Below are 24937 nucleotides of genomic sequence, written 5' to 3'. Positions count from 1 at the left end.
GCAACGGGAGTAACCGGAGCCACTGGTGTTACGGGTGATACAGGAGCAACGGGAGTCACGGGTACAGGAGCGACCGGAGCAACAGGTCCAACAGGTGTGACAGGATCGAGTGCGATCATTCCGTTTGCTTCAGGTACACCTGCCGTCCTGACAACAATTGCAGGCGGACTTGTTGGAACATCCAGTTTGATCGGATTTGGTAACTCAGCGACAGGTGTCAGTATTGTAGGCGGAATCATTGATTTAACAGGCGCTGCGGGTACACTAATCAACATGGCGTTCTCAGTTCCAAGAGCTGGAACAATCACGTCATTTGCCGGCTATTTCAGCACAACAGCAGCTCTTTCTTTAGTTGGCACGAGTGTTACCGTAACGGCTAGTCTATTCGCTTCACCGACACCAAATAACAGCTTTACACAAGTAGCGAGTGTCACATTAGCCCCAGCTTTAACTGGAGTTTTAACACTGGGTGCTATTTCAAACGGTATTGCGACTGGTCTAAATGTACCAGTCACACCGGAAACACGATTGCTTGTTGTATTCTCTGCATCAGCTACAGGTCTATCCTTAGTGAATACCGTAGCAGGCTATGCGAGTGCTGGTTTATCGATCACGTAATAGGCATACAGGGATGACTCGATTCTGAGTCGTCCTTTTTTGTTTGAAAGAATTTTCTCTTAACTTAGTAAGAAAAAATGATATCATTTTCTTAGAGTCTATTCGGGTGAATCTACTGAATTAGGGGTTGTAGCGGTGAGGATGGGCAAAAGGAAAGTTACTTTACAAACGAAAATTTTGGGGTTAATTATCGGGCTTTTGCTTGTTGTCATTGCATTATTAACCATTTGTTTTGGTTTTCTGCAGACATCGGAAAGGCAGGGACAAGCTGAACAGCTGGCGGTGCAGACCGCTAGAACGATATCATATATGCCGCCCATTAAAGCATCGGTGGCCGTGTCAGCTTCCAAAAATGAAGAACAGGCAGTGCTTGAGCAAATGAAGGAGCAAGTAAGAGCACATGCCATCTTTATTACCAATCGAAAAGGAAAGGTTCTTGTTCATACGAATCATGAGGACGTAGGAAAAACCATCAGTGTATCGGAAGGAAGAAGTACCCTCTTATTTGGAGGAACTTCTATATCCACTGATGATTCTAATGGTGAAACCGTTGTCAGAGGCAGTGCGCCCATTATGAAAGAAACAGAAGGGCATGAAGAAATTATTGGGACAGTCACCGTCGAATTTTTAAAAAAGGAAATCGATCAAGCGACAGCTCATCAGCTATTGAAGCTTAGCTATATTGCCCTTTTAGTGCTCTTGCCTGGCATATTCGGTGCGATTTTTTTAATGAAGAGTATTCGCAAAGATACATTAGGGCTTGAGCCGCATGAAATAGCTTCGTTGTATCGAGAAAGAGAAGCGATGCTGCTCGCTATAAAAGAAGGAATCATTGCGTTTGACCAGAAAGGCGCGATTACGATGATGAATACATCAGCTGAACATATGCTGCTCGTCTCATCAGAACTGCCCCTTCATATTGATCAAGTCTTACCAAATGCCAAACTTCTTCTCTATTTAAAGGCAGAGACGATTGAACCTAACATCGAAACAGTCGTCAATGATAAAACCTATGTTTTAAATGTGAAAAAAGTAATGCAGGACAATCGAGTATTCGGAGGGATTGTGAGCTTCAGGGAGAAAACAGAACTGACGAAGCTGCTGGATACATTAACAGAGGTCAGCCAATATTCAGAAGACCTAAGGGCACAAACGCATGAATTCTCAAATAAGCTGTATGCCATCTTAGGCCTGCTTGAGCTGAATCAAGTCGATGAAGCCATCGACTTAATTAAAGAAGAATATCATCTGCAAAACCGACAGCACGATTTACTCATGAAGCAAATTCGGTCTCCTAAAATACAAGCGATCTTACTTGGCAAGCTAGGGAAAGCATCTGAGAAGAAAGTCCAATTTCACATTGATGAAAATAGCTCACTTGAGCCGCTCCCAGCTCATTTAAGTCTATCTCACTTTATCACCATCATTGGCAATCTCGTAGATAATGCTTTTGAAGCTGTATTAAATAAGGAGAAGCGCGAGGTAGACCTATTCATCACAGATATTGGGTTTGATATTATCATAGAAGTGTCAGATTCAGGTGATGGAGTGAATGAGGAGGAACTGTCACAGATTTTCACAAGAGGCCATTCGTCAAAGGGAGAAGGACGAGGCTACGGGCTTGCGAATGTGAAAGAAGTATTGGACGAGCTTGGGGGCTGGATTGAAGTTGCGAACCAAAAAGAAGGCGGTGCCATCTTCACTGTATACATACCGAAAGGCACAAAGGGGGAATAGATGGTGATTAAGGTACTCATTGCGGAGGATGATTTTCGAATCGCTGCCATTCATGAATCTTATATACAAAAGATAGAAGGATTTAAGGTCGCCGGAAAGGCAAAGAGTGCAAAGGATATGTGGGAGGCGCTCCAAAGGGAGCAAGTTGATCTCATCTTGCTTGATGTCTATATGCCTGATGAACTCGGCACCAACTTGCTGCCGCTTTTAAGAGAACGCTGTCCTGAAGTAGATGTGATCATTATCACGGCTGCAACGGAAACGACGCTTTTAAGAGATGCACTTCATTACGGAGTGGTTCATTATTTAATCAAACCGGTGACCGCACAAAAGTTTGCACAAGTTTTAACTGAATATAAAGAAAAGAAAGACATCATCAATTCAAAGGATGAAGTCAATCAAACGATGATCGATCTGTTTTTTGGGCAGATGCAGGAAGAGCCAAAACAAAGGGATGACAGAGATCTTCCCACGGGCATCAATTCACTGACCTTGGATAAAGTGAAAACATTGATGGCATCAGAGAACAGCGGAATTACAGCAGAAGAACTCGGGGAAAAGATGGGCGCATCACGTACAACTGCGAGACGGTACGTAGAGTATCTCGTGACAACAGGGGAATGCCGGGCAGAGCTTGCATACGGAATCATTGGCAGACCTGAACGTAAATATTATCCTGCCAAACAAGCGGAGTCATAAAAGATGAAAAAAGCAATATTTTTTGTTATCGTGCTCTGCCTTTGTATCACGCTCACCTTTAATGAAAAAAAGGCCGGAGATTCCTTCCTGCAGCAAAGCTCCTTATATATTGTGGTGTCGGGTGTACCAGAGGGAGGATTTGACCAAACGGCTCAGGTGATGAAATCAGTGCTTGAACAAGAGAAGCTGGTGAAACGGCCTGTGAACATTCTTTATCAAAGAGGCGGAACGGTGGATAAAGGATGGACCTACATGATGGAGCGAGAAGCCAACTATATCAGTTTAAATTCAAGCTTATTGTTAAGCCGTAACTTGCTTGGCAGCAGTAACGTGACGATGAATGATGTGACACCGCTGGCAATCCTTGCAGAAGAGTGGCAGGTCGTCGCAGTCCCAGTGGATTCTCCTTTTGCAAATGGGAAGGAGCTGTTACACGCACTCAAGAAAAAACCAGATTCCTTAAAAATTGGGTTTGCCCCTGACTTTGGAAATGATGATCAAATCTCATTTGCCCGGGCAGCAGAAATGGCAGGGATTGATCCATATCGCATTCAATTTCTGAAATTTGACAGTGCAGATGATTTATTTCAGGCGCTCATCGACCATGAGGTAGATGCAGCAACGACTACTATTACAGAGGTTCGTCATGATTATGAAAAAAAGAGGCTGAAGCTCGTAGCGACGACAACCAGCGAGCGCTTAGATGGATTTGAAGATGTGCCGACATGGAAAGAGCAGGGCATTCCGCTCATCTTTTCCCATTGGCGCGGTGTGATGGGCCCAAAACAAATGAGTCAGCATGACATTCGTGAATGGGATCAGCTTCTTCAAAAAATGACGAAAACGAGGTTATGGAAAAAACGATTAAAGCAAAAGGGCTGGACAAGTCGTTATATGAACAGCAAAGAGGCAAAGATCTTTATGGAAGATCAATTAAGGCAATATGAGCAATTGATACAAGGAGAACAAGCGGTCGAGTGAGACCGCTCCCAGCGTGTAGACAAACCCTTGCATTCGCCCGCATTCCTGTGTGCCGGTGCTCACGAATCTCACATTCGCTCCGCTCCAGTACTCGTCTTTCCTAGACTTCTATCAAGAAGACAAAGGGCTAAATTAAACCCTTTGTTTTTTCATGGAATGAAAAAGCCCAATATTTGAACAAAATGAACAAAAAGCATTTATCGACCGAAAAAGAATTAAAATTCATAATATTTACTTCAATTCTCACCTCAGATATGATGACAAAAAGGGTTGGAAATGGGATACCAACACATTAATGAAAGCGTATACAACATAAGGGGTGAACAATATGTTAGCAATCTTAGGATTTCTTATGATGATAGTATTTATGGTTTTGATTATGACGAAACGTATGTCTGTTTTAACGGCATTGGTGTTAACACCGATTGCATTTGCTCTTATTGCAGGTTTTCATTTTACTGAAATTTCAGACATGATTGTCAAAGGCGTGCAGCAAGTAGCACCGACAGCGGTCATGATCATGTTTGCGATTTTGTACTTTGGCATTATGATTGATGCGGGTTTATTTGACCCAATGGTGGCGAAAATTTTAAAAATCGTTAAAGGCGATCCATTAAAAATCGTAGTCGGAACAGCTGTCCTGACGATGCTTGTTGCACTTGATGGTGACGGAACAACGACATATATGATTACAACAACAGCGATGCTTCCACTATTTACACTGCTTGGCATCCGACCAATTATTTTAGCCGGAATTGCCGGAGTTGGCATGGGAATTATGAATACAATTCCGTGGGGAGGAGCCACACCTAGAGCGGCGAGTGCACTTGGGGTCGATCCTTCACTTTTATTTGGCCCGATGATTCCAGTCATTGGTGCAGGGGTTCTTAGTATGATTATTGTTGCTTATTTTCTTGGAAAAGCCGAAAGAAAACGTCTTGGTGTCATTGAACTTGACCAGCCGATTCATGCAAATGAAATGGCAGCGGCACTGCAAGATGACATCAAACGACCGAAGCTTTGGTGGTTTAATCTGGCGCTGACTTTGTTATTGGTGCTGCTGCTTGTATCAGGTAAAGTCAGTTTAACTGTTCTATTTGTTCTTGCTTTCTGTGTGGCAATTATTGTGAACTATCCGAACTTGGACCAGCAGCGTGAGCGAATTGCGGCTCACTCCACAAACGTTTTAGCCATTGCCTCGATGATTTTTGCGGCAGGTGTTTTTACAGGTATTCTAACTGGAACGAAAATGGTTGATGAAATGGCGATTTCGATTGTATCTGCAATTCCAGAGCAGCTTGGCGGCTTTATTCCAGTCATTGTCGCATTAACAAGCGGGATCTTTACTTTCTTTATGCCGAATGATGCATACTTTTATGGCGTACTGCCGATCCTATCAGAAACAGCGGCAGCATACGGTGTCGATAAAATTGAGATTGCCAGAGCCTCTATTATTGGTCAGCCGATTCATATGTTAAGTCCACTTGTTCCATCGACTCATTTACTTGTTGGACTTGTTGGCGTATCACTGGATCAGCATCAGAAATTTGGGATGAAATGGGCTGTGCTGGCAGTTGTCGCTATGACTGTCATGGCAGTTCTCATTGGGGCTATTTCCATCTGGTAAATAAAAAGTGTCTGCTGTGAGCAGGCACTTTTTTTAGGTCATATTGCTGGGGAGGCTCCATTCATTTGCCCTAGACAAAGAGATGCCTGTTCCTCCAAAAGATTTATTTTTGAAAAATACTGACACTTTTGCTGTTTTTTTCTTTATAATGCAAATCAACGAAGGGAGAGGATAGCATGTCCAAACGAAAAGGCACGATTCTTTTTGCTGCTGTATGCCTCATGGCAGGCAGTTTGTCGATGGTGAGCCCAGCTTCAGCTCATGCAGAAACCCCTTATTACGGAAAGAATTATGAACAGCCGGCTTCAGTGAAAAAGCTATACCCTGAGCCTGACGAGACGTTTGATACCCCTGCCTTTCAGAAAAAAGAAGAAACATTTACAACACAAGAAGAGCTTCAAACTTTCTTACGAGACATTGTCCACAAAAGTCCTTACGCCACGCAGAAACAGATTGGAACATCCATTGAAGGCAGGTCCATCCAGGCCCTGTACTTTACAAAGGATCGCTCGATTACTCCACTTTCAAAAAAGCCAACAATCTGGCTCCAAGCACAAATACACGGAAATGAACCAGCCTCTGGTGAATCTGCTCTCGTCATTGCAAAACGATTAGCAGGTGAAGAAGGAGACCGTATACTTAATCATGTCAATATCATCATTGTCCCAAGAATCAATCCTGATGGTTCTTATGCGTTTGACCGCAGACTGGCAAACGGATTAGATGGAAACCGTGATCATATGACATTAGAATCTCCAGAATTGACAGCACTGCATCAAGAATTTAATCGGTATGCGCCAGAAGTGGTCATTGATGCCCATGAATACGATGTGGGTCAAAAGCAGTTTGAAGATATCGGTTCATCAGGCGCTCTCAAATATCATGATTTGCTTATTTTATCAGGGAAGAATCTAAACATTCCTGAAAGCATCCGGCTGACATCAAATGAGTTATATGTTAATGGAGTTCGTGAAACGCTGACGAATAAAGGGTTTTCTAACGATTCGTATTATACAAACACAAGAGGAAAGGATGGCAAGATCGACATTTATGAAGGTGGAACGGATGCGCGAATTGGCCGAAATGCCCTTGCACTTTCGCCAGCCCTGTCATTTCTTGTAGAAAGCAGAGGGATTGGGATTGGGAGAGAGGATTTTTCCCGCCGCGTCGCTGCGCAAGTAGCCACCCATGAAAAAATCATTGAGACCACGGTGAAACATGCCAAGCAGGTGAAGCAGCAAATGGTGACGGAGCGGCTGAAGCTTGTGAAAAAAGGGCTTCATCCAAAAGATGACGATCAAGTCGTCATTCAAGATGCTTTCAAATCACCTGTTGATGACAAGCTGGAAATGGTTGATATTGAGAAAGGACAGACCACCAATGTTCCTGTACGTTTTCATAGTGCGAGCGATGCTGTTCCTGTCTTAACGAGAGAACGGCCGACAGCTTACCTCATTCTTCCGGGGCATGAAGGAGTAGAAAGGAAACTCAGAACATTAGGGTTAAAAAGTGTCACTTTGCCGGTTGGCATGAAGGTGCCGGTACAAGCCTACAAGGTGACAAAACGAGAGGAAAAGAGCAAAACAGATATTCAGCTTGAAACAAAACTCGTTGACAAGAAACGTCAGCTGCCAAAAGGAACAAAGGTATATGTCACGGCACAGCCGCAAACCAATTTGCTGTCACTTGCCCTTGAACCAGAATCAAAGGACAGCTATATGTCATCAGGGTTTATTGCTTCAAAAACAGGTGATGAACTGCCAGTCTATCGTTTCGTGCTTCCTCAAAAGACGTTAGGCATTCAATAAAAAGGGGCTAAGATTTTATCAAATGTAAAAGCGGCACTAGGCGTGCCGCTTTTTTATTTTCGTCCAGCTCTTATTTCATCTGTCATGCCTTCATATGGTGCTTCTGCGATAATGGTTTCGTCATTCACACCTGCATGATGGATATACGTAATGTCCGCAAATTCTGGGACAACATATTTCGGATAGGTTTCGTATTTTTCACGAGATTCTTTCATGAGATCGATGTAGTCATTTTGATAGCAGACGGTGATGTCTGGACGTTCATGCACCCATTTTGGGAAGAAGATGACGCCATGCATGCGTTTTTCTTCAGGCATAAAGTTCAAAGAGACGTCTGTCCCAGTTGGTTCTGTCCAAGAGACTTTGTATACGCCTTTTGTCAGCTTCACAATATTTACTTCTTGATCACGGACCCAGCGTCCTCCAACCATTCCGCTATGAATGCGGTAATCAATGGTGTGATCGTTTTTAATGTAAATCTCATATTCCCAGCCATTTTCATACGTATAAATCATATGAAGTCCAACGAATTGATCCATGTTTATTCCTTCTTTCATTAGAATGATGTTTTTTCAAACATGTTGTGATTTACATGTTTATTTTAAAGTCTATGGTATACTATTGTCAAAGAATAAGCGTTGGAGGCCCATCATGAGAGTACTAAAATATGCCATTCTTGGCTTGCTGGATCAGCATGAGCTGACAGGATACGATATTACGAAACATTTTAAGGATTCCCTTGGACAGTTTTGGAGTGCGAAGCACAGTCAGATTTACCCTGAGCTGAAGCGTCTTACAGAGGAAGGGTTTATTGAATTTGATATTCACATACAAGGAAAAAAGCTGGAGAAGAAGGTTTATCAAATCACAGCGGCAGGAAAAGAAGAATTGCGTCAGTGGTTAAGAACAAAAGATCCGATTCCGGAAACAACAAAGGATGAATTCATGCTCAAAACATTTTTCATCTCCTCCATGGACAAAAAAGAAGCGGCTGACCTCTTTGCATATCAACTTTTAGAGCGCACCAAGAAAGTAGATGTGCTGGAACAAAAGCTGCACGCTTTGACAGAGGAAGACCCTTCTGCTGAATCACTGCATTCAGCGCAATTTGGGCATTACTTAGTGCTGACAAGGGCAATCGAAAGAGAAAAAGGCTATGTCCGCTGGCTCCAAAAGACCCTTATACGTATTGATTCATCTATGGTCTAAGGACAATGGTCGGATGATTTGATAAAAAATGGTTTGAAACGAGTGAATTTATCAATAGAAACCGCTACAATGGATATATTCGTATTAAAGTGAGGCGAGTATGTTTGAGTAATCAAGAAGCGTTGTGGAATGAAGCAGAAGCTTTTATTTCTGTATGCTATGAAGAATTAAACAAATCAAATGAAGAGAAAGCAGCACGTCTGCATGAAATAAAAAAAGAAATTGAGTCTGAAGGTAGTTATACGCATACACTAGAGGAATTAGCTCACGGGGCGAAAATGGCATGGCGCAACAGTAACCGCTGCATTGGCCGTTTGTTTTGGTCGACCCTGCAAGTGCATGACTGCCGGCATGTAAAGACTGAGGATGAGGTGAAAGAGGCGCTCTTTCATCATATTGAGTATGCGACAAATGGCGGGAAAATCAAACCGTCTATTACGATCTTTCCCCCAGAGAGTCACAAGCAGAAGGAAGTCGTCATTTATAATCATCAGCTCGTTCGTTATGCAGGCTATGAGACGGAATATGGCATCATCGGCGACGAGGCGTCTCTTGAATTAACAAAATTATGTGAAGCCCATGGCTGGAAAGGAGAGGGCACACATTTTGATATTTTGCCTCTCATGTTTCAGCTAAAAGATCAGCCACCTGTTCTGTATGAGCTTCCGAAAGAAATCGTTCAAGAGGTAGAGATCACCCATCCTGAATATGATGGATTCCGTGATTTGGGACTAAAATGGTATGCGGTTCCGATTATTGCTGATATGAAATTAGAGATTGGCGGTATTCATTACAATGCTGCACCGTTCAACGGCTGGTATATGGGCACAGAAATTGGCGCACGCAACCTAGCGGATGAAAACCGTTATAATATGCTAAAAAAAGTTGCTTCTCTTTTAGGACTGGACACGACCAAGAATTCGTCCCTTTGGAAGGATAAAGCCATTGTCGAATTGAATGTGGCGGTTCTCCATTCTTATCGCGAAGCAGGGGTAACCATTGTCGATCACCATACAGCAGCACATCAATTCAAGCAGTTTGAAAAGCAGGAAGAGAAGGCTGACCGCAAGCTGACTGGGGACTGGACATGGCTGATTCCGCCAGTATCACCAGCTGCTACCCACATATTCCACAAGCATTACGACAATACCATTGTGAAACCAAACTATTTTTATCAAGACAAGCCCTATCACGGGACAGAAAAAGCCTAGCGAGAGCTAGGTTTTCAGCGTGTAGACAAACCCTCGCATTCGGTGTCAGGTCTGCGCTCCGGTGCTCACGAATGTCAAATTCGCTCCGCTCCGGTACTCGCCCTTCCTAGACTGCAAAGGTTTTCTATCATGCTGAAAGGAAGACAAAGGGCTAAAATAAAGATCATTTTAGCCCTTTGTCAACAATCTGAAAGCCTAGCGAGAGCTAGGCTTTTTTTATGACCGTATTCGAAAATCTCGATAATGAGCCAGCTCCGTGAGCGGTTCCATGTGCATGTCGGTGACTTTTGAAAAAGGACTTCCTTTCCGGACAGTTTCTAAGAAATCAATCACTTTCTGCTGCTCACCTTCTACCTTTAACTCGACATGACCTTCATCAGTGTTGCGTACCCAGCCTTTCATTCCACGATTGACGGCTTCTCCCTGAACAAAATAACGAAAGCCGACTCCTTGCACACGTCCTTTTACAATGGCGTGATAATGAACCATGGTCATCTCTCCTTTTTTCACATCGTACCATAGCCTGCATCTGATCTTCACGCCTCGACTTTGATTTGTTTGTCAAACGATGTAAAATAAAAGCCAGTAGACAACCAAAGGAGATGGCCATCGTGGGACAGAAGAGATATGCCATAGAAGGAATCCAGGTGGGACAACCTATCATTACCTATGCGAACGGAAAAGAAATCAAAACAGCCATCAACAAAAAGCGCATTCATGAGCCTGTGTATTTAAGTCAGATCAATTTTGAGGGAGATGGCCAAGGTGATTTGATTCATCATGGGGGTTATGATAAAGCCGTCTGCGTCTTTCCGTACGATCATTATGCTTACTTTGAGCAATTTTTAGGGATTCCTTTACAGGAAGCTGCCTTTGGCGAGAATGTAACAGTACGCAAGCTAGTCGAGACGAATGTGCATATTGGCGATGTGTTTCAGCTTGGAGATGCATTTGTTGAGGTGAGCCAGCCAAGACAGCCTTGTGTGAAATTATCTGTTAAGCATGGCAACATGAAGCTCGTAAAGGAAGTGCAAAAAACAGGGTATACAGGCTTTTATTCACGTGTACTGAAAGAAGGCATGGTGCCGCCTGATGCATCGCTTGTACTCGTAGAAAAAGCGTCCCATCACATTACGGTCCATGAGGTCAATGAAGTCAAATATCGTCAAACAAGTCCAGAGAGACTGAAAGCCGTTCTTGAAGTAGAAGCTTTAGCAGATGTGGTGAGGAAGTCTTTAGAAAAACGAATTCAGCACATTTAAAAAAAGCCGTACATCAGCTTAAGATGTACGGCTTTTCAGCGTTTATGAGCTGCGTTTCTTTTGCTCAAGAAGATTTGCAAGGAAATATGTTTTTAAGCTTTGAAGCTTTCTTCCTTCATGCTTAGTCACACCAAGCTTCTTTAATTCTTCGACATACCAGCCTTTGCTACCATAATGCATGATAGAAAACTCCTTTCAATTGAAACTGCCTGCATTGTAACATCTCAAAAAAGGACGTGAAAAGTGTGCAGGTGTCAAGAAATGAAAACTGATTCTATCTGCCTATGATCCATGTATATGCTGGAAATATTGATTTATGAATTTGGCGGGTTGAGGGTAACGAGGATCATGCCGACCGTCATAATCATGATGATAACACCAAGATAGGTCATCATGGATTGTTTTTTCTTAATCCCTACAACCGTTAAAATAATACTTTCGATGAAAAAGATAACACCTATGATGATGAACCACATATCAAATAAGACCCCTTTCGCATATCTTTGCCTATTTTACCACAGGCATTTTTGTTTAGTCGTGACAGATTCGTGAAACGGGCATGAAAAAATCCCCTCCAGTAAAGGAAGGGACCCGCTGGCTTACAGCTTTGTTAAAATAATCGGTTCGTCTTTAGTGATCACAATGGTATGTTCAATCTGTGCGACTAGACTTTTATCTGGTGTTTTAAATGTCCAGCCATCATCAGCCTGATAAATCGATTCAGCATTTGTTGAAATGAAGGGCTCGAAGGCAATAACTGTGCCATTTTTAAACAAAGCATTATCGAATGGATCATAGTAGTTCAAAATATGGTTAGGTGCTTCATGCAGGTTCTTCCCAATGCCGTGTCCTGTCAGGTTTTTAATAACGGTAAATCCTTGTTCTTTCGCTGTATTGTAGACCGCACGGCCAATTTGGTTTTGTCTTTTACCGGCTTTTGCATGTTTTAATCCTTCTAGGAACGCATCCTCCGCACACTTACATAATGCTTCAAGACGAGCATCACCTGTACCTAAAACAAATGAAATGCCTGTATCGGAATAATATCCGTCAAGCTCTGCTGAGATATCAATGTTTACGAGGTCACCCTCTTGTAAAATGGTTTTTTCACTAGGGATACCGTGTGCCACTTCATCGTTTACACTGATACAAGTGGTACCAGGGAAGTCATATTCCTTTTCAGGTGCTGAATTGGCCCCATGCTCTTCTAATATTTTTTTCCCAATCAAATCTAATTCTTTTGTAGACATGCCTGGTTTCGCTTGGCTTTTCATTTCTTCTCTTGCCAAAGCGACAATTCGGCCGACTTTTTTTAAGGCTTCTAACTCATGATCATGTTTGACAATCACTGTTCATTCCCGCTTTCTATAACTTCATTCTATTCAATAGCTTACCACATTTTACGCAAAAAGAGTAAAGAGCGGAATTCAAATGGATGTGGACAAATTGGTATAGATAACTAGACGTGCATATGATATATTTTTTATGAACATCATGAACGTTTTAGTCATGATGATGACAAAGGGGGGAGAAGTCAGATGGTGTTTCAGTTTTTTCAAAAGCTAGGAAAATCATTTATGCTTCCAATCGCTGTACTTCCAGCAGCAGGGATTATTTTGGCCATTGGGCGTGAGGATGTATTCAATATCCCGTTTATTTATGAGGCAGGGAATGCAATTTTTGCGAACTTGGCTTTAATTTTTGCAATGGGTGTAGCGATTGGTATTTCAAAGGATGGGAATGGGGCAGCGGCATTATCAGGTGCGATTTCTTATTTTATTTTGTCAGCCGGTACAACATCGATCAACTCCACCAACAATATGGGGGTATTGGGCGGTATTTTGTGCGGGCTTTTGGCAGGTTATGTTTACAATAAATTTAAGGATACGAAACTGCCGGAATACTTAGGTTTCTTTAGCGGAAGGCGGCTTGTGCCTATTATGACGGCACTTTTCACCATTCTATTAGCAGCCGTTTTCGGATATGTATGGCCTCCGATTCAAAGTGTGATCAATGATTTAGGGGAATGGATTTTAAGTCTCGGTGCAACAGGTGCAGGGCTGTTTGGTTTCTTTAACCGATTGCTCATTCCATTAGGACTTCACCATGTTTTGAATAACTTATTTTGGTTTCAATTCGGGGAATTCAGCGGGGCAACAGGGGATTTAGCGCGATTCTTTAAAGGAGATCCAAGCGCGGGTGTCTTTATGACAGGATTCTTCCCAGTGATGATGTTTGGTCTGCCAGCGGCATGTCTAGCCATGGTTGTGACTGCAAAACCTGAGAAGCGAAAAGCAACAGCTGGTCTGATGATTGGGATGGCACTTACATCATTTATTACAGGGATCACTGAACCAATTGAATTTTCTTTCATGTTTTTATCTCCACTTTTATATGGTGTCCATGCTATTTTAACAGGGCTTTCGCTTTTTATTGTGAACACCCTCGGGATTCATAGCGGTTTTGCCTTTTCAGCAGGTGCGATTGATTACGTCTTAAGCTTCGGCATTGCGCAAAAGCCGATCTTGCTTCTTGCAGTAGGAATCATTTATGGCGTCGTGTACTTTGTCGTTTTCTATTTCCTCATTAAACTATTAAAGCTGAAAACACCAGGCAGGGAAGATGATGACATGGAAGATATCGCAGCGGATGATGCGGTGACAACAGGAGGAGCAAGTATGCTCGTAGAGGGACTTGGGGGCAAAGACAATATCACCACGATTGATCATTGTGCCACACGTCTTCGCTTAACAGTAGAGGATACAAATTTATTAAATGAAGGTACATTGAAAAAAGCAGGCGCCAAAGGGGTGCTGACTTCTGGAAAAACATCCGTACAAATTATCATTGGAACGAATGTAGAATTTGTCGCAGATGATCTCCGTAAGGAAGTCGATCGAGATTAAAAAAAGCGTTCAGCCAGGTCAAATGGGCTGAACGTTTTTTTGTTTACGCTGTTCGATCACTAGCACAATACTGATCACGACGAGTAAGAACCATGAACTAATTTTCCCTAGATGAACAATGGACCAAGCATGCTGCTGATTTGGATATTGCCATGCGCCTAAAAAGGTGGTGACATTTTCGGCAATCCAAATGAAAAAGCCAATCAGGAAAAATGAAACAACAAGCGGCATTCGAAAGGAAGATGGACCAACCTGAAACGAAACCGACGTTTTCCAAAACACAACAACAAGCAGACATGTCAGCCACCACCTGACATCATAAAGCCAGTGATGCGTAAAGAAATTGAGATAAATGCACAAACTGATACCAATTGAAAGAAATGGATGAGGCCAGTCGGTCACTTTTACATGAAGTCGTGAAAATGCCTGATAAATATAACTAGCCACACTTGCATACATAAAGCCGCTATAAAGTGGAACCCCGAATATTTTTGTATAAGCTTCTTCTGGGTAGGACCAAGAGCCCATATGTACTTTATACACTTCCAAACAGATTCCTATGAGATGAAATAGACAAATGACCTTTAGCTCCGTCCAAGTCTCCAGCCGCAGCGCAAGCATTAGGATTTGAGCTGCGAGGCAAAGCAGTAGAATGAAATCATACCGGTGAAGAAAAGGAATAGACACCGTCTTTGATAGGGCAAGCGCCGCAAAGATCATGACGGGGAATAGACATGAGATGGCCTGTAAATAAGCAAAATGAAATAGTGTTTTCATACAAAATTAAACCCCTTTTTACTGTCTGAAATGACTTAGACGGTTTTCGCAAGGGAAAAGTTTACCTCTATGAAGCAGAAAGAACAAGATAAGATGAATTCTGGTGGTGACCTGTTCAGTTTTGACTCAGCTCAAAGAACACCCTCTTAATAGAGGGTGTTTTTATAAAGTTTAATCAAAAATACCTCATAAACCCTTATTTTACGATAAATTAGAAGAATCCATTTTGAAAAAAGTATGATCAAAATGGATTCTTCTCTAGCATATTTAAGTTTTGGTTTTATAAAAAAGTTTGATCATTTTTTATCAGGAATTTAATTAAATTTATAGTAATCAACCATTATGGCAACTTTCAAAGCATGATCAATCTCATTTACTCTTAATTGTAAATGGATTGTGCTTCTTCTTCCTAAACTGTGATGTTTCTTTTGCTTCCTGTTTTATGCAGGAACAGTTTTTTTCCTTAAGAAACGTCTTTCTACCAAATATACGACGAACATAGACAACAAGCCGACACCGATCGGTATGCCGAACGCTTCGTACGAAAATGGTGCTCCTTTAAGCTTAAGCTGGCTTGTGGCGCGGTACTCGAGCCGCTTGGCGGCGAATTTCGCCGTCAAGATATCTTCTTGCTTCGCCAAATCTTCAAACGCAGGTTCCATCGCGAACCGCTCTGGCGAATCACTTTGCAGGAAAAGCTGCTCAGCCTTTCCACCGTTCACGTTCCAGTTTCGGATATCGTCTGCAGCGCGCGTCTTCACGTCCGGTCCCACAAAAATCATTTTGTCGAGTTTTGGAGCATCCCCTATTTGATATCGGGCGATCAGATTCAGACCGTGCCGAGTAACAACCGGCTCGCGTTTGTTGGATATCGTCAATGTTGTTGTTGTTCCAGAAGCCCCGTACGTGTCAAAAGCCGAGGATAACATCAGCTCGTCGGCACCGTCATACAGCAGGACTCCGTTCTTTTCCTTGCTCCATTGAAACGCATTGTTCAAAATATAGACGATATCGCTCAATCCGGCCGTGAAAGGCTCCATTTGCGGATGCTGAACAAAATCGTAGGAAGGGTAATTCATTTCCTTCGCCACTTTCTCCGCTACAGGATCTCCCACTTGCTGGGATATAACATACAGTGTGGCATCAATCCCCGAAGTCAGGCCGGCGGAGGAGACTATGTTACCGTCATGCACGTAACGCTGATCCCTTTTCCAAGTAATCTCGGTATATTTCTTTTCCAATCTGCTGATATCTCCCCAATGTGTTGCTGCAGATTTCCTGTTCAGCAGGCCGGTATCCGCTAAATTTTCCGCCCCATTGCAGATGGACAACAATATCGTTTCCTTGCCGGAGTGCTTCCTTATCCAATCGCGGACGGGCTTGTATTGCGCTTCATCCAAAATCGGCATGAAAGGGATCACAATTATATCCGGGCTTTTGCCTGTCAATTTGTCCAACTCGTCGAAAGAGTAATGCGGTACGACATCAAGCCCGCCCGTCAACGATTTTATGTTTTTGTTGGGAGCTGCCGCAAATACATTGTACGAACCCGTCATGGAGAACATTTCGTATGGTACGAGAAAATCAAACACCTCGGTTACTTCATTCGCCAAAATAACGACCACTGTTGGCTTTTTCGAATCATAGGTAGGAGTTTGGATGCTTTGTAGAGAAGCAGGAACTGGCTTATCATAAACCGACATAGCCTCCTGCATCGTGCTCATGAAACCGATCGCTCCGGTTCCTCCAACAACCAGAACGAAAACGCATACATACACGATGAAACGCCATAATTTATTCAATTGTCTTCTCTCCCTTAATGTTCTCTAGTTAATTGTGACGTGTTACTTACTTTGATAATAAAGGGAGGAGGAAATTGATTAAACCCGCTCGAGGCTTATATTTTCTCTGACTAAGGTCTTAGTAAAGGACCTTTTTCTCGAACAGCAGACGAAAGCTTATTTTAAAATATTAACTGACCGGACAGGTTGTTAGAGTATTACTTCTGGTTCTTTAAAGGTACACATCACTACTAAGCAATTCCTCATCCCTATCGTACTTTGACACAGCAGTTGAGTTGTTTGAAAACCATGAAACGCGTCACACTCCAAAAGTTTATTTCTACAAGCTGCACACACTTTTGAGATTTGCATAAATTAGATATTCATGAACAATTTGTGAATATATATGTGAAAAAGATCACAAATAAGAAATAGCATAGTATAATAAGATCATAAAGAAAATGTGAAATATTTCACATAATTTAAAAGGAGGCATCATCATGTTTACAAAATTCTTACAAACGAATGTATGGGCAGCCGTTATCCTTTTGGCAGCAAGACTTTATATCGGATGGACTTGGCTGACATCTGGTATTGGAAAACTAACAGGTGGATTTGATGCATCAGGCTATTTGCAATTTGCGATATCTGAACCTGTCGTCAAAGATGGTCATCTTGTGTATCCATTCTATGTATGGTTTTTAGAAAATGTCGCTTTGCCGAATGCCGGATTATTTAGTGCCATGGTCATGTGGGGTGAAATCTTAGTAGGCCTAGGATTAATTGTCGGATTATTCACAACAACGGCAGCCTTTTTTGGAAGCGTGATGAATGTCTCTTTCTTACTAGCTGGAACCGTCTCTGTGAACCCGCTGCTTCTTCTGATCGCAGTCTTCATCATGGCAGCGAAAGGAAATGCCGGAAAACTTGGTCTTGATTATGTAGCAGGTCCAGTCCTCAAACGAAAACTGAAAAGAAAGCCGCAATTAGAAGTGGCATCATAATAAAGAAAAGCATCCAGAGCATGTGCTCAGGATGCTTTTTAATTTAAGAATTGGCTTTTATCAAGTTGATATGCAGCACGGTGAGTTCATGCTGGCTAATATCAGGATCATGTCCAACGATAAATTCGAGCTCATAATCACCGGTTCGATACACATATTTTTTCTCTTTTGTTTGCGGGATGGTGCTCACTGAATCCGCTGATCCGAGCTGTTTCTTTAGTAGAGCAGGGGTCATTCCACCAATATTTGTTTCTTTTTCTACATTCGTTCCGAAATAACGGATTTCATCAATCTTGCCTTTTGCATCATAGTGAAAAGCAAATCCAGGATTCCCCATTTCAGCGTGATAGAGATCAAAGCTGCTTTGACCTGTTTCTGGGTATGGATTTCCAAGCTTATGATGAACGTCTTTTTTTGTTTGAACGCCTATTTTGAGCCCTTTTGCATAGTAAGGCATTTGTCCTTTATGTGCCAGCTCATAAATGCTGGTAAGCGCGGCTTTTGGACCTTTAGGAACGGATTGTTCTGCTGCTGGTTTGGCCATGGCGTGTGCTGAGACAGCAGGGCTGAAACCGAATAGGGCAGACGAAGCAAGTGAGGCAGTCACGACAAAAGCTGCTGTTTTCTTCATGATAAATCCCTCCTTCTTCTCCTATACCCGGTGCAATCATGATCAAACGTAAAAAGAACCAGCTGATCAAGGATCGGCTGGTTCTTAGCATGAGAAAGTTATTTTGAAGAAGAGCTGGATTCATCTTTGGCGGAAGAGGAATCCTTTTCATCCTGTACTTTCTTTGTATAGTCATAGTCGTTGCGGTCAATCGGTGTAAAGCCTTTAGGTTTGTAGAAACGGAGTAAATCTTCGGTGACAATCTTATCAGATGTCTCCAGCATCTTTTTCACCGTTTCATTTTCTTGTGATGCCTTGTCAGTTGGCTCGATTTTCTCGCCTGTTTTGTTGCTGTAATAGTTATTGCCTACTTTTGTGTAGTCTTTAGACACGAAGTCACCGTTTCTAAATGGCACAAGCTCTTTAAAGTTCTTCGATAAGATATCAGAACCAGACATTAAATAGTTCTTCGTATCATCGCCAAGCAGGTGCAGAAGGGTTGGTGCGACATCGACTTCACCAGAGTATTTATGAATCTGTCCGCCTTTTACGCCAGGTACATGGATAAAGAGCGGCACACGCATGAGCTGTGCATTTTCATAATCTCCAATTTTTTGTCCAGTCACTTTTTCCATCGCTTCATTATGGTTTTCAGAAATACCGTAATGATCTCCGTACATAATGACGACTGTGTTGTCATAGAGACCTGACTTTTTCAAATCGTTGAAGAACTGTTCAATCGCTTCATCTAAATAATGAGCCGATTGGAAGTAGTTATCGACAACAGAGTCACCGAAGTCACCAGGTTCGAAATCAGTGTCACCTTCGTCCATTCCAAATGGGAAATGGTTCGATAAGGTAATGAATTTCGAATAAAACGGCTGCTTCATGTTTTTAAGCATTGGCATCGATTCTTTGAAGAACGGTTTGTCTTTCAGTCCGTAGTTCTTCGTATCCTGCTCGTTCATATCGTAGTATTCAGAATCGTAAAATCTGTCATACCCAAAGGATTTAAACATTTCATTACGGTTCCAGAAGGTTTTCGTATTACCATGGAATTCGGCTGACGTATATTGATCCTTCTTCAAAATACCAGGAAGTGCTTGATATGTGTTTTGCGCTTTGTTAATAAAAACAGAGCCCTGTGATAATGGGAATAATCCAGTATCCATCATAAATTCAGCATCAGACGTTTTTCCCTGTCCTGTTTGATGGAAGAAGTTATCAAAGTAAAACGTTTTGTTGTCGTGTGCCAATGAGTTAAGGAACGGCGTTACTTCTTTTCCATTCACTTTATAATCAATGACAAAGTTTTGCAGAGATTCAAGAGAAATTGTAATCACGTTCATGCCTTTCGCTTTCCCGTAATAAGCCGGGTTAGGATCAGCGCTGTTCGCTTTTAAATAATTCTCTACATCTGTCACGTCATTTGAATTTGCGAGAGCACGCTGGCTGTTTGATTTCACATTTTGAATGGCATCAAACACAGTAAAGTTATAAGCACCTAAATATTTAACTAAATAATTGCGGTCGAACGATCTTGATAAAAGCTCTGGACGATCGATCTCTGCAGCAACTAAGTTCAAAACAAAGATCACAACAGAGGACACAAGGACGAGTCTAAACGATTTTGACTTTTGTACAGGTACAGTTGTGGCTGTACTTGTTTGCAGCTGCCTTTTCATGCGGACTGCAAGTACGATCAAAATGATTGTATCAATAAAGTAAAACACATCAGTCCAACGCATGAGTGAAAATGCACTATCACCTAATTGTCCGCCATTCGTTCCTGCCTGCATCACTGTAGGCAGCGTGATAAAGTCATTGAAGAATCGATAGTACACGATGTTTGCGTATAGTAAAAAAGACATGAAAAAGTGAATCACAATGATAGCGGCAGGCTGCCATTTTTTCTTGAACAATAAAGCAAAGCCAAGAAAGAACAAGCTGGAGCTAATAGGATTCACGAAAAGCAAAATATGCTGAAGCACATTTGATATACCAAGTTTAAATTCGATTAAATACGCTGAATACGTTTTGAGCCATAGTAAGATGGCTGCAATCAGAAAGAAGCCGAGACCTCTTTTTTGAATAAATGTTTTCATATAAACACTCCTTTTCTCCGATACACGGAAGAGGCGGAACGAAAGAAAACGAACCATTAGAATATACCACGAAATGCACAAATAGAAAAGTCATAACCGGTGAGGCGCCTTTGCAAGCCTGTCCGAGCAATAAAAGGAGAGAAAATGAAAATATTCGCCCATCGAAAAACTTTTTATGAAAATCGACCTATTATTGACAGAAAATTCAGCAATTTTCCAGTTGCTATATCAATAAAACAGGTAAAAAGGCATAAGTCTAAAGAATTAATTTAATTTCTACAATGGTCATTTAGAGAGTTTTTCCATTGTTTATTAATGTTTATGCAGGTTAAGCAAAAAAAATGAACAATGGAATGGAACAAGAAGATGGATAAAAATTCCTCTTATACGATATATCAATATATTTTTGTGTTTCATCAACATAATGCTTTTGATGTGTTTTTTAAGGGTTTCATTTATTTTAATAAGTAAACAAATTATCTAGATATACTTAAGTGAACATATCGAGACTATAAACTTCTGAATTGGGGTCGATATAGACAGTGACAGGAAATCTTCCATTGAAAGGATTGATAGTATATGACTGTACGAGCAGAGAACCTCGTTCAGAACTGGTTTCCGAGTGAGGACGGAAATGCAGGAGAGCGTAAAGAACTCGTCAAATTGATGGAGCAGATCATTTCAGGGGTCGATGACCTGAAGGATCCCAACCGTGCACACCTTAAAGGTGAAAAGAATCGTGGGGAGGACTTTTACAAAAAGCTCACTGAAACAAGTCAAATTCCGATGAACGGCCAGCAAGCGGAACTTGTGAATGAAGAATTACTGAAGCTTTTACATAACCATCCATACCACACCAAGTATTTCTTCACGAACATTTTGCCAATGGCAAGTACACCAGGAATTTTAGGCATGCTGACAGCTATGCTGGTAAACGGAAACAACCTATGGGATGTTTACGGGCCAGCAGGTGCGGAAGCTGAGGTCAGAGTGGTCTCAATGATGTCTAAGCTCATCGGATATGATCCAAACGTGAGCGGGGGATACACAACATGGGGAGGTCAAGGAGCGATTTTTTCAGGACTTCGTTTAGCGATTGCCAAAGCAGCGCCGGAGTCACTGCGAAAAGGAGTTCCGCAAAATCTTTATGCGTTTTGTTCTGATGCCGCACATTACAGCTTATTTAAGTCAATGGAAGCAACAGGACTTGGCACAAACAACTTAATCAGAATTAAGACGAATAAAGATCATTCAATGGATATGGAAGATTTGCGTTGTCAAATGGAACGTGTTGCACAGGGTGGCGGGATTCCCGTTTATATTGTGGCAACAACCGGAACAACAGATGCCATTGCAATTGATGATGTAAAAGGGGTACGTGAAACAGCAGAAGCGATTGCTGAAAAGTATGATCTGAAGGTGCCGCATATTCATGCAGATTCGGCGCTGGGTGGATTCTTTGCTTTCTTTAATGAGTATGATGTATCAGAAAACCCGCTGCAATTCTCAGACGGTGTTCTTCGTATGCTAAAAGAAATCAAAGCGAAATTCCAGCATCTTTCTCTTGCAGACTCGATGTGCTTTGATTTTCAAAAGCTCGGCCAAACACCTTACACATCCAGTTTATTCTTAGTGAAAAACGCTGCTGACTTAAAGCGTTTGGATCTGGAAGAACAAGAGACGCCATATGTTGGCCATAGAGGCTACGGGGAATACCATACGGGTTATACACTTGAGTGCTCAAGAATGGGAAGCTCAATCAGCATGCTGAGTGTGCTGTTAACGTTTGGGATTGAAGGCTACCAGCGCTTGCTCGGTCAATTCTTAGAAGTAAACCTTGCCTTCAGAGAAGCACTTAGTAGGGAAATTCCGCAAGCAGAAGTCGTGAATGATGACAACGTCGGAATGGCTACATTATTTAGAATTTACCTAGACGGCTCACCGCGTTTTCAAGAAGAGATTTCTGGCGAAGCGACTTCAATGGAAATTGAGCGAAACAATGAATTGAACAAAATGCTGTTTGAAAAACTTGGAGAGAAAAGAGACGAGATGTTCTTTGGCGATACAACGAAGTTTTTACTTGTTAACTCAAAAGAAGGTCAAGAATTCTATCTAAGTGTTAGTAAGTTTTTTGTCATCTCACCTTATACGTTACCAGAGCATATCCCTCATATCGTATCTTATTTAAAAGATGTGATTGCATCTGTTTGTGGACAATTTGAAAATGTACATGCTTAAATCAAATCTGAGAGTGGAGATGTAGGAAAAAATGGCGAAACAAAGGAAATTTGGAGGATACACGATATCCTCTAAAATCATGTCAGTCGTTACCGTAACATTACTCGCAACCGTTGCATTATTCGTTCTAACATTTTATCTAGTCAGCCAGGATTTATCATCCCAGTTATTAAAGCAATTTGATTATCGATTAACAACAGATATTGATACCGCCAAAAAAGAAATCGATAACATCGATGGAAACGTGCTCAGCATTAGCGGGAAGGATGATCCCATTTATGTCGATATCAAAAAGAAATTCACAGAGCTTCAAAAAGATCATACGCTTGAGAACTTATACGTGTTATCTAATAAAGGCGGTAAAGAAAGAATTATCGTATTAACTGGGGAAGACAATGATTTTGACCAGGATTATGCATTTTCAGATGAGATGAAGCAAGCTCTTTCTGAAGATAAAATGGTCAAAAGTGATATTTACCATGATTCATATGGAACACATAAATCAGTCTTTTTGCCAATCAAAGATTCAGGCGGTGAGCTGACAGGGATTTTAGGGATTGATCTAGATGCATCAATTGTTCCAGCCACTACGAAGAAGCTCACAATCTACATTACGGTTGCATCGGCTATTGTGCTCATCGGTGGATTGCTCTTCTCCTTTATCATGGGAAGAAGAATTGCGAAACCAGCACGTTCATTGATGGAATCAGCGAACCGAATTGCTGACGGTGATTTAACTGGAATGGTAGAAGTTGAGAGTAAAGACGAGATCGGCCAGCTTGCCGCATCCTTCCAAAAGATGCAGGGGCGGATCAAAGAGCTCATTTCGAAGATCTCGCACTCATCTAGTGAAGTATCAAAAATGTCTTCACAGCTTCGCACGGTGACGAACGAATCAAGTCAAAGTGCGCAGCAAGTGTCAGAAGCCATGACGAATATGAGTGAAGGAATCAATGATTCTGTCGCAAATATTACGGATTGTACGAGATCTGTTGCAGAGATCGATACTCAAATCGAAGGCGTCACAAAAGAAGTCGATGAAATGAAATCTGTTTCATCTGACGTACAGGAGCAGTCAGAATCTGGTCAAAAACTTGTGAACCATGTGCTTGATCATCTGAACTTGTTACATGACAAGATGACCAACTCAAAGCAGGCAGCAGAAGAATTACAATCCCATTCAACGGAGATTGAAAGTGTGATCTCGATTATTACGGACATTTCAGCACAAACGAATCTTCTTGCACTGAATGCTTCCATTGAAGCGGCACGTGTTGGGGAAGAAGGAAAAGGGTTTGCTGTTGTGGCAGATGAGGTACGTAAATTAGCAGAGCAATCAGCAGATGCAGCTAAAACTGTTTCAGACCTCGTTATCGGTACACAGGAAAACAGCCAGCGTGTTCTTGAAAGCGTAGAGGAAAGCAGTAAAGCAGTGGAAGAAGGACGTGAGCAAATGGAAGGCACGTCACAAAACTTCGCTGTGATTTACGACGGCGTGTCTCAGTTTGCAAGAAGAACGAACAACTTGCTTGAATCCATCAACCAGGTAGAACGTGCATATCAAACGATTTCTACATCGATTGAACAAATTTCGGTGGTATCGGAAGAACAAGCAGCCAGCTCACAAGAAGTGGCGGCAGCAACAGAACAGCAAAGTGCTGGCATGCAGCAAATTTCAAGTGCGATTGAACAGCTCTCTGACATGTCAGACGACTTAGCACAAATGGTCTCAACTTTCAAAATCGACAAGAAATAACAAGAAAGGGCTAAAATATTTTAGCCCTTTTTCTCTTTTCAGTGAAGTAGGGATGAGCACCGAATGCGGTTTGTCTAGACGCTGAAGTTGGCTCTTGTGAGAGAGGCAGCTTTTTTGCTATGCTTAATCACATACTTGCGGTGAAAGGAGAAACGCTATGGATTTTGCGCAGAGATTATCAGAAGAACGGATCAAAAAAGCGATGGATAATGGGGCTTTTGAAGGATTATCTGGCTTTGGGAAGCCTCTGCCAAAAGATGACGCTGCTCATGTACCAGAAGAACTTAGAATGGGCTACCGCATTATGAAAAATGCCGGATTTGCTGGGGAAGAAACAGCGCTGAAAAAAGAACTTATGACTGTCAAAGAATTACTTCAATCGAGTATAGATGGAGAGGAAAGAAAGAAACTGTCTCTCATATGTGAAGAAAAACAAAAACGTCTGGATGAACTTACATCTAAGCGTCAAACTTTTGCCCGCCCAGCCTCCTCCTTTTACAAAAATAAGATCTACGAGAAATTAACGGAGCATAAAAAAAGATGATGACACGCTGCCTCTCCCTGAGCACATTGAGGGAGCTTTTTTATGTAAGCGCTACATTTTATTG

The 24937-nt window shown here is 41.9% G+C and carries 23 protein-coding genes; 14 read left to right on the top strand and 9 right to left on the bottom strand.

Annotated features, from left to right (window positions below):
* From AC3WTB_RS17610 to AC3WTB_RS17585, 6 genes are all read left to right on the top strand, one after another.
* On the top strand, positions 1–618 hold a 618-nt coding region (locus tag AC3WTB_RS17610), incomplete at its 5' end, for an exosporium glycoprotein BclB-related protein (protein WP_492334033.1).
* Between the two features lie 141 nt (positions 619–759).
* Entirely contained in the window at positions 760–2355 is a 1596-nt protein-coding gene (locus AC3WTB_RS17605; protein WP_492334032.1) for a sensor histidine kinase, read from the top strand.
* 3 nt (positions 2356–2358) lie between these two features.
* Positions 2359–3054 (top strand): response regulator, encoded by a 696-nt coding sequence (locus AC3WTB_RS17600; RefSeq protein ID WP_025092679.1) that lies wholly within the window; start codon positions 2359–2361, stop codon positions 3052–3054.
* A gap of 3 nt (positions 3055–3057) precedes the next feature.
* Positions 3058–4035, top strand: coding sequence for a tripartite tricarboxylate transporter substrate-binding protein (locus AC3WTB_RS17595; protein ID WP_099663022.1), 978 nt, complete (start codon positions 3058–3060; stop codon positions 4033–4035).
* A gap of 328 nt (positions 4036–4363) precedes the next feature.
* Complete coding sequence (gene citM, locus AC3WTB_RS17590; protein ID WP_034283666.1) at positions 4364–5662, top strand: Mg(2+)/citrate complex secondary transporter CitM; 1299 nt, start codon at positions 4364–4366, stop codon at positions 5660–5662.
* Between the two features lie 176 nt (positions 5663–5838).
* Positions 5839–7470 (top strand): M14 family metallopeptidase, encoded by a 1632-nt coding sequence (locus AC3WTB_RS17585; RefSeq protein ID WP_039177100.1) that lies wholly within the window; start codon positions 5839–5841, stop codon positions 7468–7470.
* Positions 7471–7523: 53 nt separating this feature from the next.
* Here the strand turns inward: AC3WTB_RS17585 and padC are convergent, their stop codons facing one another.
* On the bottom strand, positions 7524–8009 hold the full coding sequence (gene padC / locus AC3WTB_RS17580; RefSeq protein WP_008341777.1) for a phenolic acid decarboxylase: 486 nt from the start codon (positions 8007–8009) through the stop codon (positions 7524–7526).
* A 112-nt stretch (positions 8010–8121) separates the two neighbouring features.
* On the opposite strand from padC, the gene AC3WTB_RS17575 reads away from it, so the two are divergent.
* Positions 8122–8679 carry a PadR family transcriptional regulator gene (locus AC3WTB_RS17575; RefSeq protein WP_058837494.1) on the top strand — a complete coding sequence of 186 codons (558 nt, stop codon included), beginning with the start codon at positions 8122–8124 and terminating at the stop codon, positions 8677–8679.
* A 104-nt stretch (positions 8680–8783) separates the two neighbouring features.
* Positions 8784–9890 carry a nitric oxide synthase oxygenase gene (locus AC3WTB_RS17570; RefSeq protein WP_492334031.1) on the top strand — a complete coding sequence of 369 codons (1107 nt, stop codon included), beginning with the start codon at positions 8784–8786 and terminating at the stop codon, positions 9888–9890.
* A 216-nt stretch (positions 9891–10106) separates the two neighbouring features.
* Here AC3WTB_RS17570 and AC3WTB_RS17565 read toward each other — a convergent pair whose 3' ends face one another.
* Positions 10107–10379 (bottom strand): acylphosphatase, encoded by a 273-nt coding sequence (locus AC3WTB_RS17565; RefSeq protein WP_492334030.1) that lies wholly within the window; start codon positions 10377–10379, stop codon positions 10107–10109.
* 122 nt (positions 10380–10501) lie between these two features.
* Here AC3WTB_RS17565 and AC3WTB_RS17560 point away from each other — a divergent pair, with 122 nt between their 5' ends.
* The gene (locus tag AC3WTB_RS17560; protein WP_268502693.1) at positions 10502–11152 is read left to right on the top strand and encodes an MOSC domain-containing protein; all 651 of its coding nucleotides are present in this window, start codon (positions 10502–10504) and stop codon (positions 11150–11152) included.
* Between the two features lie 42 nt (positions 11153–11194).
* Here AC3WTB_RS17560 and AC3WTB_RS17555 read toward each other — a convergent pair whose 3' ends face one another.
* From AC3WTB_RS17555 to map, 3 genes are all read right to left on the bottom strand, one after another.
* Entirely contained in the window at positions 11195–11332 is a 138-nt protein-coding gene (locus AC3WTB_RS17555; RefSeq protein ID WP_064497716.1) for a YflJ family protein, read from the bottom strand.
* A gap of 134 nt (positions 11333–11466) precedes the next feature.
* Entirely contained in the window at positions 11467–11628 is a 162-nt protein-coding gene (locus AC3WTB_RS17550) for a hypothetical protein (protein WP_087976421.1), read from the bottom strand.
* Positions 11629–11751: 123 nt separating this feature from the next.
* Positions 11752–12501, bottom strand: a complete 750-nt coding sequence (map, locus tag AC3WTB_RS17545) for a type I methionyl aminopeptidase (protein ID WP_024424611.1) — start codon at positions 12499–12501, stop codon at positions 11752–11754.
* Between the two features lie 189 nt (positions 12502–12690).
* Here map and nagE point away from each other — a divergent pair, with 189 nt between their 5' ends.
* Positions 12691–14058 (top strand): N-acetylglucosamine-specific PTS transporter subunit IIBC, encoded by a 1368-nt coding sequence (nagE, locus tag AC3WTB_RS17540; RefSeq protein WP_064497717.1) that lies wholly within the window; start codon positions 12691–12693, stop codon positions 14056–14058.
* A gap of 18 nt (positions 14059–14076) precedes the next feature.
* On the opposite strand, the gene AC3WTB_RS17535 is transcribed toward nagE, so the two are convergent.
* Positions 14077–14835 carry a DUF817 domain-containing protein gene (locus AC3WTB_RS17535; protein ID WP_151284130.1) on the bottom strand — a complete coding sequence of 253 codons (759 nt, stop codon included), beginning with the start codon at positions 14833–14835 and terminating at the stop codon, positions 14077–14079.
* 440 nt (positions 14836–15275) lie between these two features.
* Entirely contained in the window at positions 15276–16637 is a 1362-nt protein-coding gene (locus AC3WTB_RS17530) for a DJ-1/PfpI family protein (RefSeq protein ID WP_492334029.1), read from the bottom strand.
* A gap of 479 nt (positions 16638–17116) precedes the next feature.
* Here AC3WTB_RS17530 and AC3WTB_RS17525 point away from each other — a divergent pair, with 479 nt between their 5' ends.
* Positions 17117–17620: a DoxX family protein gene (locus AC3WTB_RS17525; RefSeq protein WP_024426621.1), complete on the top strand. Its 504-nt coding sequence runs from the start codon at positions 17117–17119 to the stop codon at positions 17618–17620.
* 43 nt (positions 17621–17663) lie between these two features.
* Here AC3WTB_RS17525 and AC3WTB_RS17520 read toward each other — a convergent pair whose 3' ends face one another.
* Together AC3WTB_RS17520 and ltaS are read right to left on the bottom strand one after the other, a co-directional pair.
* Entirely contained in the window at positions 17664–18251 is a 588-nt protein-coding gene (locus AC3WTB_RS17520; protein WP_492334028.1) for a YjgB family protein, read from the bottom strand.
* A 98-nt stretch (positions 18252–18349) separates the two neighbouring features.
* Positions 18350–20335: a lipoteichoic acid synthase gene (gene ltaS / locus AC3WTB_RS17515; RefSeq protein ID WP_492334027.1), complete on the bottom strand. Its 1986-nt coding sequence runs from the start codon at positions 20333–20335 to the stop codon at positions 18350–18352.
* Between the two features lie 579 nt (positions 20336–20914).
* Here ltaS and AC3WTB_RS17510 point away from each other — a divergent pair.
* The 3 genes from AC3WTB_RS17510 (at position 20915) to AC3WTB_RS17500 (ending at position 24873) form a co-directional block, all read left to right on the top strand.
* A complete protein-coding gene (locus AC3WTB_RS17510; protein WP_335373563.1) occupies positions 20915–22573 on the top strand; it encodes a pyridoxal phosphate-dependent decarboxylase family protein in 1659 nt (552 codons plus the stop codon).
* A 31-nt stretch (positions 22574–22604) separates the two neighbouring features.
* The gene (locus AC3WTB_RS17505; RefSeq protein ID WP_039177128.1) at positions 22605–24329 is read left to right on the top strand and encodes a methyl-accepting chemotaxis protein; all 1725 of its coding nucleotides are present in this window, start codon (positions 22605–22607) and stop codon (positions 24327–24329) included.
* Positions 24330–24486: 157 nt separating this feature from the next.
* Positions 24487–24873 (top strand): DnaJ family domain-containing protein, encoded by a 387-nt coding sequence (locus tag AC3WTB_RS17500; protein ID WP_492334026.1) that lies wholly within the window; start codon positions 24487–24489, stop codon positions 24871–24873.
* Positions 24874–24937 lie beyond the last annotated feature (64 nt).

The organism is Bacillus sp. EB106-04-04-XG123, from assembly GCF_058791855.1.
This window is presented reverse-complemented; position numbering and strand designations above follow the sequence as displayed.